This window comes from Gluconobacter sp. P1C6_b (assembly GCF_018811945.1).
GTDB lineage: Bacteria > Pseudomonadota > Alphaproteobacteria > Acetobacterales > Acetobacteraceae > Gluconobacter.
This window is the reverse complement of the sequence record NZ_JACRVU010000021.1, coordinates 12,720-26,522: the sequence shown is the minus strand read 5'-3', so window position 1 is coordinate 26,522 and position 13,803 is coordinate 12,720. Positions and strand designations below refer to the sequence as shown.

The following is a 13,803-nucleotide window of genomic DNA, read 5'->3' as shown; positions in this document are numbered from 1 at the left end:
ATAATGGCAGACATTCTGGAGTTTGGTCAGCTCTGCCGCATTACGCAGGCTACCGAAAGAATGGCACAGGCTGTCGGTAAGTCGGTTCCCCTGGCAGCCTATAATCAGGTCGTAGATCTTCATAACGACCTTGTCAGGAGGTACGACGCCCTCGCAGAAAAATACGCGGTGGCTAACCGTGGCCTTGATGAAATGGAGCAGAACCGTAACGAGTGGCAGACTTGGGGGCGCGAAACACGCGACCTGTGGCGAGGTCGCGCCGAGAAGGCCGAAGCGCGTGTTGCCGTACTCGAAGCCAAACTAAAGGCAAAGGGTAACGGCTCTTGAGCGTTGTCACTCTGAAGCACAGTATCGCTGGCTTGGCTTTACTGTGCAGCCTGTCAGCCTGCGCTCACGGCAACATCCGTTCACTCTCGTCTTACAATGTGCCACCACCACCACCCAAGGTGGAGCAGCCGCTTTACGATCCTTATGCGCCCTATGGCTCGGCGCCCGTGACCTGGCGTCCTGCGCTGGCCACCCGCGCCGGCACCATTGTCAAACCCAATGATCCGGTCGATCAGGGTGATCGCCCTGATTATGAAAAGGCCGCCTGGTCGATTGACCACAAAGCCGCCCAAGCCGGGACGTTCTGAGACGTCCCGGAGACTGGCTTTATCGAGGCCAGAGCAGCCGCCCGTCCGAAAGATACTCCGAAAGTTTTCCGGCGCGTCCTGTCCGGGCCTGCCAGTTTGAGAAGCCCTGAATAACAAACTGGCTTCCCAGAACAATCGCACAGGCGAGCGCTTCCACGCAGGATGCGCTGAAAGCGGCCCCACCGCTCCACATGAGGATCATCACCCACCAGAGGCTCGCCAGCAGACAGAGCGTGCCATACAGTCGCCCCAGGGTCCGGGTTCGCTTGCGGATTGCAGCCATTTGCGGCGACATGGGAGGCTGATCCTCGACCGTCGTCTGATCTACGGGCTGGATCACAGGAACGTCCTGAAGGATCCGAAGACCCTGCTGCGCCGTGCGCAGACCCGGCCTCAGCGCAAAGATAAACGGAAAGACGAGCCATAACGCGGCTCGTCCGGCCCGCTGCTTCAGTGTCGCACGAAGGCTCATGCGTGGAGGCTCGCGAGAAACGCATCGAGATCGTCTGGCAGGCCTGCCTCAACATGCGGGGCGCCGTTGCGATCCTTCCACACGAAGGTTGGCGTTCCTCTCAGGCCAATCGAATGAGCGGCAGAGAGATTCAGCATCAGGCTGGCGCCCGCCGTGTCTGAGGTCGCGTGGCCTGGAACAGCGTGACCAAGATCATCGATCTGGTTCCACAGTGCAGCCATGTCATGCGGTTTTGCAGAGAGCATCTGTTGCGCAGCCGGCGTACTGGCCCCCTTGTTCTCATGATCGTTGATCGAGACCGGGACGATCGCAAGCTGTAGCCGGCCGGACGCAACAGCAGGCTTCAGGGCCGCGTAGGCACGGGTCGAGAACGGACACAGCGGATCAATGAACATATAGACGCGGGGTGCCGTGTCCTGTCCTTCAAGCCCGAAGGCAACCGCTTTCACGCGCTCAACAGGATCCACTGCAGGAGGTGCAGTCGTTGCTGATGCCGCGCCCGACCTTGAGCCTGGACCGGAGCCAGAGGGATTCCATTGCACAGTCGGGATCGCACCCGGGATCGATGAGACCTGGTCGCGTGTGATGTTATGACCGGTCGCATCCCACATGACCCCTCCGATTTCGGCCAGATGATCGGGTGTGAGGTAAAAGACACGGAACTGCGTACCGCTCCGGGCAAAGACGGCCTCAAGACCGTGCTCCGATTGCAGCCGATAGAGTTGTGCGCCCTGGCTCGCAAGGCGGGTCAAGGCAGGTGAGGCTGCAATGTCGGCGGCGGCCATCGTTGGCCCCATCTCCGGCATAACAGGTAGCGGTTGTGAAGGGGGCGGGCCACCAGCGGCACGGATTGGCTCCGCGGCGGGGCAGGTCGAGGCTCCGAGAGCAACAGCTGGGAGCCCGAGCATCAGCATCGGGATGAAAGAGCGCATGGGTTTGATCCTCCTGCGGACATGATGACGGGCGGGCATGTGAGTGCGATCTGAGCGCGTCAATCAGGGTCCTGTTCGCACTCACATTCGGATCAGTCAGAGTATGGGGAGGTACTTTCTGAAGGATTCTGCACCATGCGCTTTCGCTTCTGGCTCGCTGCCTGTATCTCGCTGGCGGCCCCTCTGGTGTCCCAGGCCTCGGCGCAGCATCTGACGCCTGAGCAACTCGACAAACTGTCGCAGGAGCGTCAGTCGGAAATCGGTTCCCGCAACTGGGGGCCGCCCCCGAGAATTACGCAGGCCCCACAGACACTGCACGCCACGCCGGTTCCGGTGACTTGCCACAGTCCCGCTCATGACTTCGAGCCCCTCTTTGCCGAGCCGCGTCGTGGTGCTGTCCGTGTCGGAACTGCCGCGCCGCAGATCGCCGTGACGGACACAGTCTTTCAGGGCTGGCGGCAGGTTCTGCGCTCGGGAACGACCTTTGCCTGGATCCCGGAGGCCGACGTTGTGGCCTATCACCCGCTCGTGGACGGGGCATCCCGGGCCTGTGTTGTCTCGGGTGAGAACGCGGCCGGGATGGTCCTGTTTACGCATCCGGCAAAGTGAAAGCCTTCCCGGTTCTGGCCCTGCTGACCCTCGGCGTGAGCGGTCCTGTGATTGCTGCTTTCGGGGCGGTGCCTGAGCAGATCGTGCCGACCAACCCGGAACCCGGTTCGCCCGTCTTTACGCAGCCATCGACCTCGACGAGGACTGGCGGGACCACCGCCACATCCTCGTATCAGGGCGCGTGGGGAACGGCGGATGCTTACGCGACACTGATGTCACAGACCTATGGTGCGGACGCGGTGGCTGCGGCACAGGCGGCCGGGATCAATCCGGATACGCTGGCGGCGTTCGGGCAGATCGAGAGCCATTTCCAGAATGTCGGGAATACGTCCTCGAGTGCACAGGGAGTGTGGCAGGTCACGGACGGCACCTGGAACCAGTATGCCTCGGAACTCGGCCTGAGCGCGGCGGACCGGTCCGATCCCGTGGCCCAGGCCAAGGTGGCGAGCGCCATCATCAGCGATTACGCGTCGGCCGTGAGTCGCGCGACAGGCGCACCGGCCACCGGAACGCAGGTCTATGGCGCCTACATGTTCGGCACCAAAGCCGGCGCGGCCATTGCAACCGAATCAAATGCGAGTACGCCACTCAGCCAGTATGTCTCCGCCAAGACGCTCGCGGCCAACAACATGAGCGGCTGGACGGTGGGGCAGTACCAGCAGACGGTGGCCAGCCGCATGGGCAGCGGGGCTTCGGAGGCCGTCACAAGTTGAAAGTAGCGCGCCAAAATGGACACACTAAACGCCCGTTTTTACTCAATTTTTTCGCTGTCAGCCCGCTTTCGAGGTTGTTACAGCGCCCGAACGGAGGCACGATGCCCGGATGTCTGGAGACGTCCTTGTGGGCGGTGCCAGCGAGTCGATCCAGAGGACCCCCGATGACGTAGCGCCCACATACCAAAAACCCCGCCTCCTCCGATCGCCAAATCGGAAGAGCCAGGGCTCCGGCAAAACAGTTGCTAGGTGATGAATTGGTAAATTCATCTAGCGTCAGCTCTTTTCGAAACGCAAGCACTAAATTGCGAACGGGAGCGTTTTGTCTGGTGTCCGGCCGTGAGGTGGTCCCTTCACCCCCAGACCGGACCGATCAATGGAGCATTCTGCTCAGACGCAGAGGGCGCAGGCCCCGTGCACGCGGCGCGGCCGACGCCGGATCAGTGAGGCCATGCTGGCCGCACGCGACGAACTGACCACCCCCGTCCCGGCCGAGCCCGGCAAGCGGGATATGCTGAACATGCTGAAATCCCTCCGCGGTGTCCTGCCCGTCAGCCGGGGAGCAGCCTCGACGCTGATCATCATGGTGGAGAAGACCTCTCCGGACGCCTGGACGGCGCTTGAGACGCCTTTCATCTACGCGCACAACACCACGCTCATGTCCTGGACAGGACTGTCGCGCAGTACACTGCAGCGGCACATCCGGGAGCTGGCGGACGCGCGGCTTCTGGTGCCCCAGGACGGACGCAACGGGCAGCGCGGCCGACGGTGGCAGACGGAAGAGGGCCAAACGCAGGTTGGCTTCAATCTGGCGTCCCTGCGCTACCGCTGGCCGGATCTGCTGGCCCTGAGTGCGGAACAGCGGCGACTGCGCCAGCGCGTCTCCTTTTTGCGTGACAACATTGCCAGCCTGAACGACACGGTCCGCGCACAGGCAGAAACTCTCGGATTGGAGCCGATCCTTGAACAGGCAGCGGCGATCATGCGCAGCCGTCTGAGGACAGCACAGGTTAAACCGCTCGAAGATCTGTATCGCGAGATGCTGGCCCTCTCAGCGGCGCTGACCGAGCAGCTCGCCGCGCCTGACCTTCGCCCTGATCACGCTCCTGTGGAAAACGACGCTTTTTCAACGCTGTATCCAGTAGAAATGAGGCCCATGGGTCCTCAAAATGGGGCCCTCTATACAGATACTAAAAACATTCAATCTTCTAAAAAAGTAGATCACGTAGCCGCCGACGGCGGCGATCGCATTGAACACATGCGGCGTGAAGGGCAGGGATCCGAACTCAATCGATCGAGCGTGTACGACCGAACCGCGTTGCGGGGGTTCAAAGGCACAGCCACGTTCTACCTAGAAATTTGCACCAGTCTGCGGGATCTGTGTTCAACGGGTCGGCCGAGTGCAGAGCAACTGATCGACGCGGCCGAATATCTGTCGGGGCAGGTGGGTGTGTCCTGTCATGCCTGGTCACAGGCCTGTGTGGTATTGGGCCGATTGCAGGCTGCCGTCGCTGTCATCGTCATGGCCTCCCGGCTGGAGCGGGGCGCTGTTATCCGGTTTCGGGATGCCTATTTCCGCTCGCTGATCGAGCGCGGGGCACGGAACACCCTGTTTCTTGATCGCAGCCTGTATGCACTGCGGGATCATCGCACCCGGGAGGTAGGGATGTTGGCCGAGGCTGGTGTCTCGTTGAGCGTCGTCAGTGTGCAAAGTCCAAAGACACGAGCAGCGTGGATCTAAGAGAGTGCGTGTCACTAAAGCCGTTTTGCTGAGATTTTTGGATCGTCTAGGGACCGTCCTAACTCTGATTCTCCCGCTCTTTCTGGTTCATTGGCGCGGTATCGCCGAGGGATGTCTGGATGGGCTGGCCGTTGGATTCCTGCTTCGGAGCGGCCTGACCCGCGATTGGCATTGGTGTTTCCAGCGCTTCGTCTGGCCAGGTCTTGTCTGGTGGGGGTGGCTGGTCCTGTGTTCTCTGCCACGTCAGGTACCAGTCCCGACTGAGGCAATCGCCAGCCTTACCCAAGCGCTCCTCGCCTTTCGCTTTCCAGTCGCGGCATATGCTCTGGCGTTCTGGACCTTGCAGGATCCCTGGACCCGGACATGGTGTCGTCGTCTGATTGTGGTCTGTGTGCTGTATTTGGGCGCACAGATGCTCCTTCAGGCGGTCACAGGTCATAATCTGTTTGGTAATCCGCGGTTCGGTGATGGAACGCTTACCGGCCCTTACGATAAACCCCGTGTGTCTGCGCCTTTTGCGGTGATGGGTCTTCCGGTTGCTCTGTTTGTCGGAGCGATACTGGGGCAGGGCATGACACGCTCCTGGCCAAAGGCACTCGTGATGGGCGGGGCTCTTCTGCCGGTTCTGGGGTTGCTCGTGCTGGCTGGCCAGCGAATGTCTCTGGCGACTTTTCTTCTCGGCACAACGGTATGTGCCTTAGTTCTCCCGTCTTTGCGGCGTCCTGCGCTCGCGCTTTTGATCGCCAGCCCGGTGTTGATTGGGCTGTTGGCGTTCATGTCACCGGACGCTTTCGGACATCTGGTCACAAAGACGCACATCCAACTCGCGCATTTTGCGGGTTCCCCATATGGGCAGATTTACAACCGTGCGGTCGTCCTGATCCAGGCACATCCGGTCATGGGTTTAGGGGACGATGCGTTCCGCTATTATTGTCGCGTTAAGATCTATCTCAAGCCGGGTCTCGCTGACCTGCAACCGGATGGAGGCGGCGTGTCTGTCTGTGTCCAGCACACCCATAATCATGTGCTTGAAGCCGCAACAAATAGTGGGTTGCCTGGAGCTGCTCTGTTTGTGGTGATGATCGGAGGCTGGTGGGTTGCTCTTGGGCGAGCCGCAAAAAGGCAAGTTTGCCTTTCCGACCCAGACATTGCGTGGCGCGTTGGTCTCTTTGGGGCTGCTGTTCTACACGAGTGGCCTCTGTCGTCGCAGAGCGCTTTCCTGAATATGCCGCTTGGTGGGATTGCGTTTCTGCTATTGGGGGCAGGGTTGGCAGAAGCTGTCAGGGATCTGAGGGTGTATCGTCCTGACGGCGCAGCGATTGCTCGCGGCGCTTTAACTCTTTCTCAACGGCCTCGCGAATAAACTGTGCCATGCCCCTGTCCCCGACAAGCGCGATAATGCGCTGGCGCTCTTCAGGGCTCAATCGAACGGACGTCATTTTGATGTTCAGTGGTGGTCTTCCCATACGCCTCCGCTACACGGCTCATGATCCGAATGTCAAACATAAATAAAAGATATCGTCTATTGACGAATAAACGATAGCGCTTAATATGACTTGTAACGCAACATACTGTGTCCCTGTTACTCAGATGGGGATCGTGATCGACAGGTCCGTTATGACACCGAAAGCCATTTCAAAAACCCTTTTCGCTACGTCCGCCCTTCTGCTTTTGGCAGCCTGCGGCGGCGGGATGCCGGCGCCCGAGCCGGTACTCCTGAGTCAGTTCAACAAGAATACCGATCGCTTCGGTGTTGTAAGCACAGTCGGCAAGGCCGAAGGTACGATCCAGAAGAACGGCCGTTCCTGCGATATCTATAAGATTTACACGTCCGGCCTGACCGCGGGTGGGCGCGCTGCCATGAAGGCGGGGGAAGTTGTGACCAGTGTCGCGACCCTCGGATTGGCGCAAGTCATCTGGGCCCCTGTGAAAGCCGGGACGCGCCCGCAGCTCCACACAGTCTTGTTCTGCTTTGGCAGTAACGACAAGCTTGTCGACATTTATGATAAGGATCCGACAGATTCTGATGGTCCTGACCACCTGATCATTAATCGAGCGGCGTACAGCACTCCCGTCGTGGTTGCTCCGACTGCACCATCTGCTCCTGTCGTGGTGACAGCACAGCCTTCAGGTGAACCGGCTAATGCTGTTGCGTCTGCACCTGTGGAAGCCGCAGCGCCTGCTCCGGGTGCGCCGACCACAACGCCAGATGGTGCGCCCATCATCTATGAAAAGGCGGTTGCCCCGAAGGCCTCTGAAACTGCCGGCCAGATCAACCTGGACAACATGGCGCAGGAAGCGACGACCGGGCTGCAGCAGGTTCAGACGGGTAAAGCCCTGATTCAGGCGGGCGCGTCGGCGGACGATCTGAACTCAATCAGCTCGCAGAAGGCTGCAGCTGCGAATAAACCGGTGCTTTCTGGTACGAGAGAGTAATCTTTAATTTGTTTGAGCCGCGCGTTGATAAGGGGTTGTGGCTACGGCCCCTTTCCCGTGTTTGTTGGTGTAGCTGCGATAACGTGTTGGTTTTTGGTTCCCACGGCTAGCAGCAGCGATTCAGTTCTGACTTGCATTATATAGGAATGATTTTCTGCGTTGTGACATCGTAGTGGAAGAGGTGGAGCTGCCCGTCTTCGATCAGTTTAACGGCCTGTCCAACATGCTCGGGTAGCACATAGAACCATTCTTTTGGTGAGATTTTCTTTCCAAGACGATCCACGACGAATAATTCGGCAGGGCGTGCAGATACAAAAAAGCGATGCAGAAGATCCTCAACCTTATGGCGGGAGAGGTTCTTGAGGCTGTACGTGGCCACGATATCCACTGGAGCCAGTAGAAATGTTGGATCGTTACGGGCATCAGCCACACGGCGGGCAACGTCCTGACTGGTCACACCGATTTTGTGTAAGATCATCCGCTGCTCTCGAATGGCAGGATCTTCTGAGCGCGAGCGTGCGACATAGATCGTGCCAGATAGTTCAAGCTGATCACTCTCCCATTCTGGATCAACCGGCCCAAGCCCCACCTTCTGCACGGTGCGCGCAGTCTTGTCTTCCGAGAGGGACTTGCGGAAGGAAGACATTAAAGGGTCGCTCTCTGTCCCGTTCGAAAAGATGATCCGCAACCGATGATCCCGAGAACCGCCGCGTGAGGTCAGCTCTGACTTCTCCGCAATCATGGCGAGTAGGCCGTTACGAATAAAAAAATCGCCTTCGATAGGTTCAATAATGGCCCATTTCTTCACTGCTCTTGCTTTTCTCTCTCCCTTCTCGAGAGCACGTTGAACGACCTCAAAACGTTCACGAAATTTCTCAAAATCCCGGCAGGGTATGAACTCAGCGCGATGATCTGGGGTTACCCGTTCACTTGCCGGCGTTGTGTGTTGGAAGGTGACGCGTGAAGAATCAACCTCCAGATCGTCGTCATCAAAGATGTCATCAAGGCTTTCCGGGATCGCCTCTTCGGGGACTTCGTCCTTCCACGAACGAGGTGGGGCGATTGGCTTTTCGTCGAGAAGACCCAGACGATCGGCTGCTCTCATCTTTTCTGTCGGTGAAGCCTTTACCGCTTCCCATGTCATCGCCAGCTTCATCTCGTCATGGGACAGAGCCTCTGGATCTGGCAAACGCCCGTTTTTCTCGAAAAAATGGGTCACATCGAGTAATACCGCGACGCCACGCTCCGTAGCGCTGCCGCTTCGAGCGCCACGTTGCTTAATCTCTAAAAGACCGTACTCGTCATGTTCGCTGAAGATATCATCCAGAGAGGGGCGCGCCATTATTGTCCAGCCTCACGCAGACGTTTCGCCTTTTCCGCCTTCAACCACGCAAGTGCTTCAGCCATACGTTTTTCGAGTGTGTTTGCGGAGTTCACATTGGGCTCACGGCCTTCTGTCGCACGAAAAGCCTTAATGCGGGGCCATAAAGTCCGTGCTTCGTCTCCACTCATATTCACCCGCAAAGCGACCATGGCCGATTGCACATGCGCGAGGATCTCAGCATTGAGAGATTTTGACGCGACTTCGAAACGCTCCTGAAAGACGTTGACGCTATCAATCAGCTCAATGTCAATGTCCCGAACATTGATGAACTTCTTCACCATCGCCAGCAAAGTGTTCGGAGCGCTATCAGATATCTCCTCGTCACTATCGTTCGCGTCGCCTGTTGCGGGAGAAGTTTCGGTTGGTGGCGCACCAAGGACGGATTGCGCGCTTGCAGTGCCCTGTTCGGCTTGCTTGCGGGCCAAGGTCAGGACGTTCATTCTTGCAGCCAGATGCTGTCGAACGGATTCAGTCTCTTCAGTGTCGAGCGTTTCGTAACGTCTTTCGATGATATCCGTCAGAACCATCTGTGTTGCGACTTCAGGAATAGTTTCCGGTGACAGCACACGGCGGTCCATTTCCTGATAGGCTGTTGCCATCAGGTCATTCATATCCTTTTCACAAATTGCTCGTGCACGGTCTGTAGGGGGCTCCATAAGGCCTTTAATCCCAATCGTGACGTTCCCCTCATGATCCACACCAATCGGTGCACGAACATCTCCATCTTCGCGACGGTAAAATTTCAGGTTCGGGGCGAGAACCTGCTCCATGAGCAGTGAACCCGAGATCGCCTTGAGCATGTCATTCACAGCGTCTGTGACGACGCCTGTTTCAACTCCAGGCTCAGCAACAAGATTCGTGAACAAGGCCCGCGGTTTTCCAGGGGCATCACGCGTCGCACGACCGATGATCTGCACGATTTCCGTCAGCGATGAGCGATAGCCTATGGTGAGAGCGTGTTCACACCACACCCAATCGAAGCCTTCCTTGGCCATGCCAAGGGCGATGATGATATCAACTTTGGCCCTGTCAGCGTCATCATCGCGCTTACCATCCGCTCCTCTAATCTCATGGGACAGGGTGGTCTTCACGTTGTTCCGATCGGGGCCGTCATCGACGAGATCCGCAACCTTTAGAAGGCGTCCTGCTGCTGTGCGCACCAGATCAAAGCCGGTTTCAGGGTCTTGCCCCTCATGCTTGCCTAAGAAATCAAGGATGCGGCCAACTTCATTGTATTTGTCATCAAATGCTTCAGATGAGCCACGATGCGGGATATGGATAATCGTTTTCTTATTGGGGTTCAGAACGCCCTCAAGGCCGTTGATATAGTTCCCTTTATAGAACTCGTAATTGATGCCGAGGGCTTTGAGGAAGGTGTAGCTCTCTAACTGCTCGTAATAGCTGTAGGTAATTTTGGTGAAGCGGTCTTCGTCTTCTTCTCGCAGAACCGGGTCTGAATCTCCCCGGAAATAGCTGCCCGTCATAGCCATGATATGACAGGCGTCCCGGGTAATCAGGTTCCGCAGAATAACGCCGAGACGGTTGTTGTCTGATGCCGAGACGTGATGGAACTCGTCTATCGCAATGAAGCACCGATCAAACGCTTCGATACCACTGGTCTCAATGACAGCATCAACGCCAAAACGGAATGTCGCATGGGTGCAGACCAGAACCTTTGCGTCGCTTTGCAGAAAGGCTTGGAACGCCTTGACCTTTTCTTTGCTCGCGTCATCGCCCGTCAGACAGAGGTTCCAGCGTGGCTCAACGTCCCAATTCGCCTCAAAGCCGTAGCTCATCAGATCGGTAGAGCGGAAAGAGCCACCGATTGAGGTTTCTGGAACGCAGACAATCGTCTTCTCCAGCCCCTGATGTAGCAGCTTATCAAGTGCCACAAACATGAGTGCACGGCTTTTACCCGCAGCCGGGGGGGCTTTGAGAAGGAGAAACTGCGCGGCACGGGCGTCATAGGTGCGGGCCTGCATCGGGCGTTGGCCTAATGCGTTCGTCTTGGCTGTTGAGGTGCCGTAGGTGACGTTGAGCATCTCGACCATGGATCAGGCCTCTTTCTTCTTGCTGGCAGTTTCTAGTGTTTTGATCTTAGCCGCATAGAGCTTGAAGAGTGTCTCCAGGCGTTCCGTGTCATTGCGGAAGGGGCGGCCGATATACATGCTCTCCAGCAAGTCATCGTTTTCTTTATGCACGGCACGAAGGTCGTCAGGCATTTTGTCTGGATCGTATAAATCCGCGATTGTTTTTGGGTAGTGGGAATAGCGGCATTTCAGGATGCGGCGCGCAGAGGCTGAGAGGGCTTCCAGCTGCTCGTCTGTGAATTTCGGGACTGGGAAGGTGTTCCAACCAAGCGTGTTCGAATAGCGGAAACGGCTTTCAAGTCTCCCACAAACCGTGCCGATCCAGACGAGATGCAAACGTGACGCAATGAGCGCGATGCACCATTCAGGGGCGTCGTAGAGGACCTGATTGAGGTTTGATGAAATGACGTCTGCTCCGACCCACTCCACGGGAAGGTAGGGTCGGCGCTCTGAAGTGACGCTGGGGACGAGGATAGCGTGGTTTTTGGTTTCTGGTCCTGTAAACCAAAACTTATACGGGGTTGCAGCAGTTGGGCGTGTAACAGGATTACTGCTCTCGGTCCTAAACTGACGGACCGCGTCAATTCGTTTTCGGAATGGTGGGTACTGATATGCGTCTGATGCTTCGTGGTCCTTGATCCACATGCAATAACGAACCTGTCCACGAACGACCTCTTGAGACCCAAGATACTTACGGATGAATCGGTTCGAATCTGGATATAATTGAACGATTTCGTCTCTTTCCTCAGTCGATAATATAAGGTTTCCGCCATCGGCTGGCTTTGACCCATAGTCCATGCGAGGAAGGTTAAATATAGATTTTCCAGAACCTTCTACATATACGGGATTAATTGGTATTAAATACGGACTAATAGAAGATACATCGCTAATTACTTTTCCATCAAATAATTTTGCTCCAGAAATATATTTAGGGCACAAACCAATTATAACGCAGATAACTGCTGCATTTGAAGATGCATTATTTCTCCACTGGAATGATGTATGTGCAAACCTTATTTTTTGCTCCTCAAGTATCCGAGGCCAAAATGAAGGTACCTGACGACCTTGCGTAATTGAATTTGTCGAGACGAAGGCGAAATTCGTTCGGCCAAATGCTTCTGCGTATAGTGTTGCCAAATAAAACCACGCAGCGACGTAATCTAAATTTTTATAAGATTTAAAATTACTCTTAAATAATTCGCTGCGGTCGCTCTTTTGCTCTGATGTCTGAAAATTAGACCCCACAAACGGCGGATTTCCCGCAATAAAAATCTCCTCATCATTGTTGGGGGGCGGACATACGACTTCCCAATCAATCTCTAGAGCGTTGCCTCTATGAATGCGGGCGGCATCCCTCAATGGTAAGGCCGCAGGGCACCGCCCAAAAACGGCCTTAAAACTCGCATTGGCCTGATATTCAGCTATGAAGAGTGCAAGTTTTGCCGTCTCAGCAGCGAAATCAGAAATTTCAATTCCGTAGAAATTGTCGATCTTGATGCGCGAGAACATCTCGCTTGTGCCCATGGCATTGCGGCCATCAAGCTCTTCCAGACGCTGCATAATGCGCGTCTCGCGTGCCCGGAGTTCTCGATAGGATACAACAAGGAAGTTCCCAGATCCGCAGGCGGGATCAAATACACGGATGTGGGACATACGACCCAGAGTTTGCTGAAGTGCACGAGCACGATCCCAACCCTTATGGATCTCAGCGTCCAGATCATCGAGAAAAAGCGGTCCTATGACCTTCATGATATTTGGAACTGAGGTATAATGCATTCCCAGTTCAGAGCGTTGCTTTGGATCCGCAACGGACTGAATCATCGAACCGAAAATGTCCGGATTGATCTTGCCCCAATCCAACCCACAGGCCTCACGCAGATAGCGGAAGGCAATAGTATCGAATTTCGGTGCATCAATGGCGCCAGCGAAGAGACCACCATTCACATAGTCCAACTCTCCAGTCCATGCGGGCAGACCTGTTCGTTCGTTCGTGGGAAGGTTCATCGCCCGGAAGGCAGCAATAATGGCCTTATGGGCTTCCTCCCCTTTATCGCCTGCATAGGTGAAAATCAGGCGGGAAAATTGCTGTTCTGGAAAGATACCGACGTCTTCGGCAAACATACAGAAGATCAGCCGCATCATGAGTTGGTTCATCTCATGACGACGTGCATCTGTTGCCCAGTCGGGGTTTGCCCTGATTAACGCGTCATAAAGCTTGGCAAGTTTCCCAGTCGCCTTCACATCGACCGGGTTTTCCTCAACGGCACGATACCGCTCTTTGCCCGCAGCGGGGAGGAAGAAGCCGAACTGATCCCCTAACTCTTTGAAGGCGCAATGAAGTGTCTCGCCCGAGGGAGTATGCTCCGCCGCAATCATCTCACCATCTGTTGCGAGCAAAATTGCGGGTTTGGAGGATTTGGTTTTCTTCGATGCTCTCAACTGCTCAAGAGTAGTGTCGCTCTTCCCGGCTGGGGCCGGTGCATAATGAAATCGCTTGCCAAACAAGACCCCGCCCGGAAGGTCAGATTTATTGGTCGACCCGTTACGAAGCTTTGAAATTGCCGCCTGTGAGGCATCTGTTGCTTCTGCAAACGAGAAGGGAAATTCCTCTGCATCAAAGGACACCTCTGCGATCTTGGAGAGGGCATCGTAGATTTCAGTCGGGTTCATGTCGGGCCTTGGTGTGCAGCAGAGTTCAGCAGGATCAAACAACTGGCGATATTACTGCAACCGTGTGTCACATATGACAAGGTAAGGCCGGGACGTCGGGAGAAGGACGCCTATGTTTGTG

Annotated in this window: 13 protein-coding genes; 7 read left to right on the top strand and 6 right to left on the bottom strand. The window is 56.1% G+C overall.

Annotation, left to right across the window (positions count from 1 at the left end):
* Positions 1-3 precede the first annotated feature (3 nt).
* Both KP701_RS12750 and KP701_RS12745 read left to right on the top strand, forming a co-directional pair.
* Positions 4-327 carry a hypothetical protein gene (locus KP701_RS12750; protein WP_215747436.1) on the top strand — a complete coding sequence of 108 codons (324 nt, stop codon included), beginning with the start codon at positions 4-6 and terminating at the stop codon, positions 325-327.
* Entirely contained in the window at positions 324-635 is a 312-nt protein-coding gene (locus tag KP701_RS12745) for a hypothetical protein (protein ID WP_215747435.1), read from the top strand. The genes KP701_RS12750 and KP701_RS12745 overlap by 4 nt, the downstream gene beginning before the upstream one ends.
* Before the next feature lie 19 nt (positions 636-654).
* On the opposite strand, the gene KP701_RS12740 is transcribed toward KP701_RS12745, so the two are convergent.
* Positions 655-1,107, bottom strand: coding sequence for a hypothetical protein (locus KP701_RS12740; protein WP_252345613.1), 453 nt, complete (start codon positions 1,105-1,107; stop codon positions 655-657).
* The gene (locus KP701_RS12735; protein ID WP_215747434.1) at positions 1,104-2,039 is read right to left on the bottom strand and encodes a DsbC family protein; all 936 of its coding nucleotides are present in this window, start codon (positions 2,037-2,039) and stop codon (positions 1,104-1,106) included. Before KP701_RS12735 ends, KP701_RS12740 begins: the two co-directional genes overlap by 4 nt.
* 135 nt (positions 2,040-2,174) lie before the next feature.
* On the opposite strand from KP701_RS12735, the gene KP701_RS12730 reads away from it, so the two are divergent.
* From KP701_RS12730 to repC, 3 genes are all read left to right on the top strand, one after another.
* On the top strand, positions 2,175-2,648 hold the full coding sequence (locus KP701_RS12730) for a hypothetical protein (RefSeq protein WP_215747433.1): 474 nt from the start codon (positions 2,175-2,177) through the stop codon (positions 2,646-2,648).
* Complete coding sequence (locus KP701_RS12725; protein WP_371818974.1) at positions 2,645-3,361, top strand: transglycosylase SLT domain-containing protein; 717 nt, start codon at positions 2,645-2,647, stop codon at positions 3,359-3,361. The genes KP701_RS12730 and KP701_RS12725 overlap by 4 nt, the downstream gene beginning before the upstream one ends.
* A gap of 376 nt (positions 3,362-3,737) precedes the next feature.
* Positions 3,738-5,102: a replication initiation protein RepC gene (gene repC / locus KP701_RS12720; protein WP_215747432.1), complete on the top strand. Its 1,365-nt coding sequence runs from the start codon at positions 3,738-3,740 to the stop codon at positions 5,100-5,102.
* A 58-nt stretch (positions 5,103-5,160) separates the two neighbouring features.
* On the opposite strand, the gene KP701_RS12715 is transcribed toward repC, so the two are convergent.
* The gene (locus KP701_RS12715; RefSeq protein ID WP_215747431.1) at positions 5,161-5,388 is read right to left on the bottom strand and encodes a hypothetical protein; all 228 of its coding nucleotides are present in this window, start codon (positions 5,386-5,388) and stop codon (positions 5,161-5,163) included.
* Positions 5,389-5,514: 126 nt separating this feature from the next.
* Between KP701_RS12715 and KP701_RS12710 the strand changes: the two genes are divergently transcribed.
* On the top strand, positions 5,515-6,465 hold the full coding sequence (locus tag KP701_RS12710) for an O-antigen ligase (protein ID WP_252345612.1): 951 nt from the start codon (positions 5,515-5,517) through the stop codon (positions 6,463-6,465).
* A gap of 227 nt (positions 6,466-6,692) precedes the next feature.
* Positions 6,693-7,538: a hypothetical protein gene (locus KP701_RS12705; protein WP_252345611.1), complete on the top strand. Its 846-nt coding sequence runs from the start codon at positions 6,693-6,695 to the stop codon at positions 7,536-7,538.
* Between the two features lie 136 nt (positions 7,539-7,674).
* On the opposite strand, the gene KP701_RS12700 is transcribed toward KP701_RS12705, so the two are convergent.
* From KP701_RS12700 to KP701_RS12690, 3 genes are read right to left on the bottom strand one after another with little or no spacing between them, the layout of a single operon-like run.
* Entirely contained in the window at positions 7,675-8,880 is a 1,206-nt protein-coding gene (locus KP701_RS12700) for a GIY-YIG nuclease family protein (RefSeq protein ID WP_215747430.1), read from the bottom strand.
* The gene (locus KP701_RS12695) at positions 8,880-10,973 is read right to left on the bottom strand and encodes a DEAD/DEAH box helicase (RefSeq protein ID WP_215747429.1); all 2,094 of its coding nucleotides are present in this window, start codon (positions 10,971-10,973) and stop codon (positions 8,880-8,882) included. The genes KP701_RS12700 and KP701_RS12695 overlap by 1 nt, the downstream gene beginning before the upstream one ends.
* Positions 10,974-10,976: 3 nt before the next feature.
* The gene (locus KP701_RS12690; protein ID WP_215747428.1) at positions 10,977-13,682 is read right to left on the bottom strand and encodes a DNA methyltransferase; all 2,706 of its coding nucleotides are present in this window, start codon (positions 13,680-13,682) and stop codon (positions 10,977-10,979) included.
* Between the last annotated feature and the right edge of the window lie 121 nt (positions 13,683-13,803).

Bases quoted from the DNA above. Each gene is read 5' to 3' on its own strand.
- KP701_RS12695 (WP_215747429.1), bottom strand. From the start codon at position 10,973: ATGGTCGAGATGCTCAACGTCACCTACGGCACCTCAACAGCCAAGACG.
- KP701_RS12740 (WP_252345613.1), bottom strand. From the start codon at position 1,107: ATGAGCCTTCGTGCGACACTGAAGCAGCGGGCCGGACGAGCCGCGTTA.
- KP701_RS12710 (WP_252345612.1), top strand. From the start codon at position 5,515: ATGCTCCTTCAGGCGGTCACAGGTCATAATCTGTTTGGTAATCCGCGG.
- KP701_RS12700 (WP_215747430.1), bottom strand. From the start codon at position 8,880: ATGGCGCGCCCCTCTCTGGATGATATCTTCAGCGAACATGACGAGTAC.
- KP701_RS12690 (WP_215747428.1), bottom strand. From the start codon at position 13,682: ATGAACCCGACTGAAATCTACGATGCCCTCTCCAAGATCGCAGAGGTG.
- KP701_RS12735 (WP_215747434.1), bottom strand. From the start codon at position 2,039: ATGCGCTCTTTCATCCCGATGCTGATGCTCGGGCTCCCAGCTGTTGCT.
- repC (WP_215747432.1), top strand. From the start codon at position 3,738: ATGGAGCATTCTGCTCAGACGCAGAGGGCGCAGGCCCCGTGCACGCGG.
- KP701_RS12730 (WP_215747433.1), top strand. From the start codon at position 2,175: ATGCGCTTTCGCTTCTGGCTCGCTGCCTGTATCTCGCTGGCGGCCCCT.
- KP701_RS12705 (WP_252345611.1), top strand. From the start codon at position 6,693: ATGGGGATCGTGATCGACAGGTCCGTTATGACACCGAAAGCCATTTCA.
- KP701_RS12750 (WP_215747436.1), top strand. From the start codon at position 4: ATGGCAGACATTCTGGAGTTTGGTCAGCTCTGCCGCATTACGCAGGCT.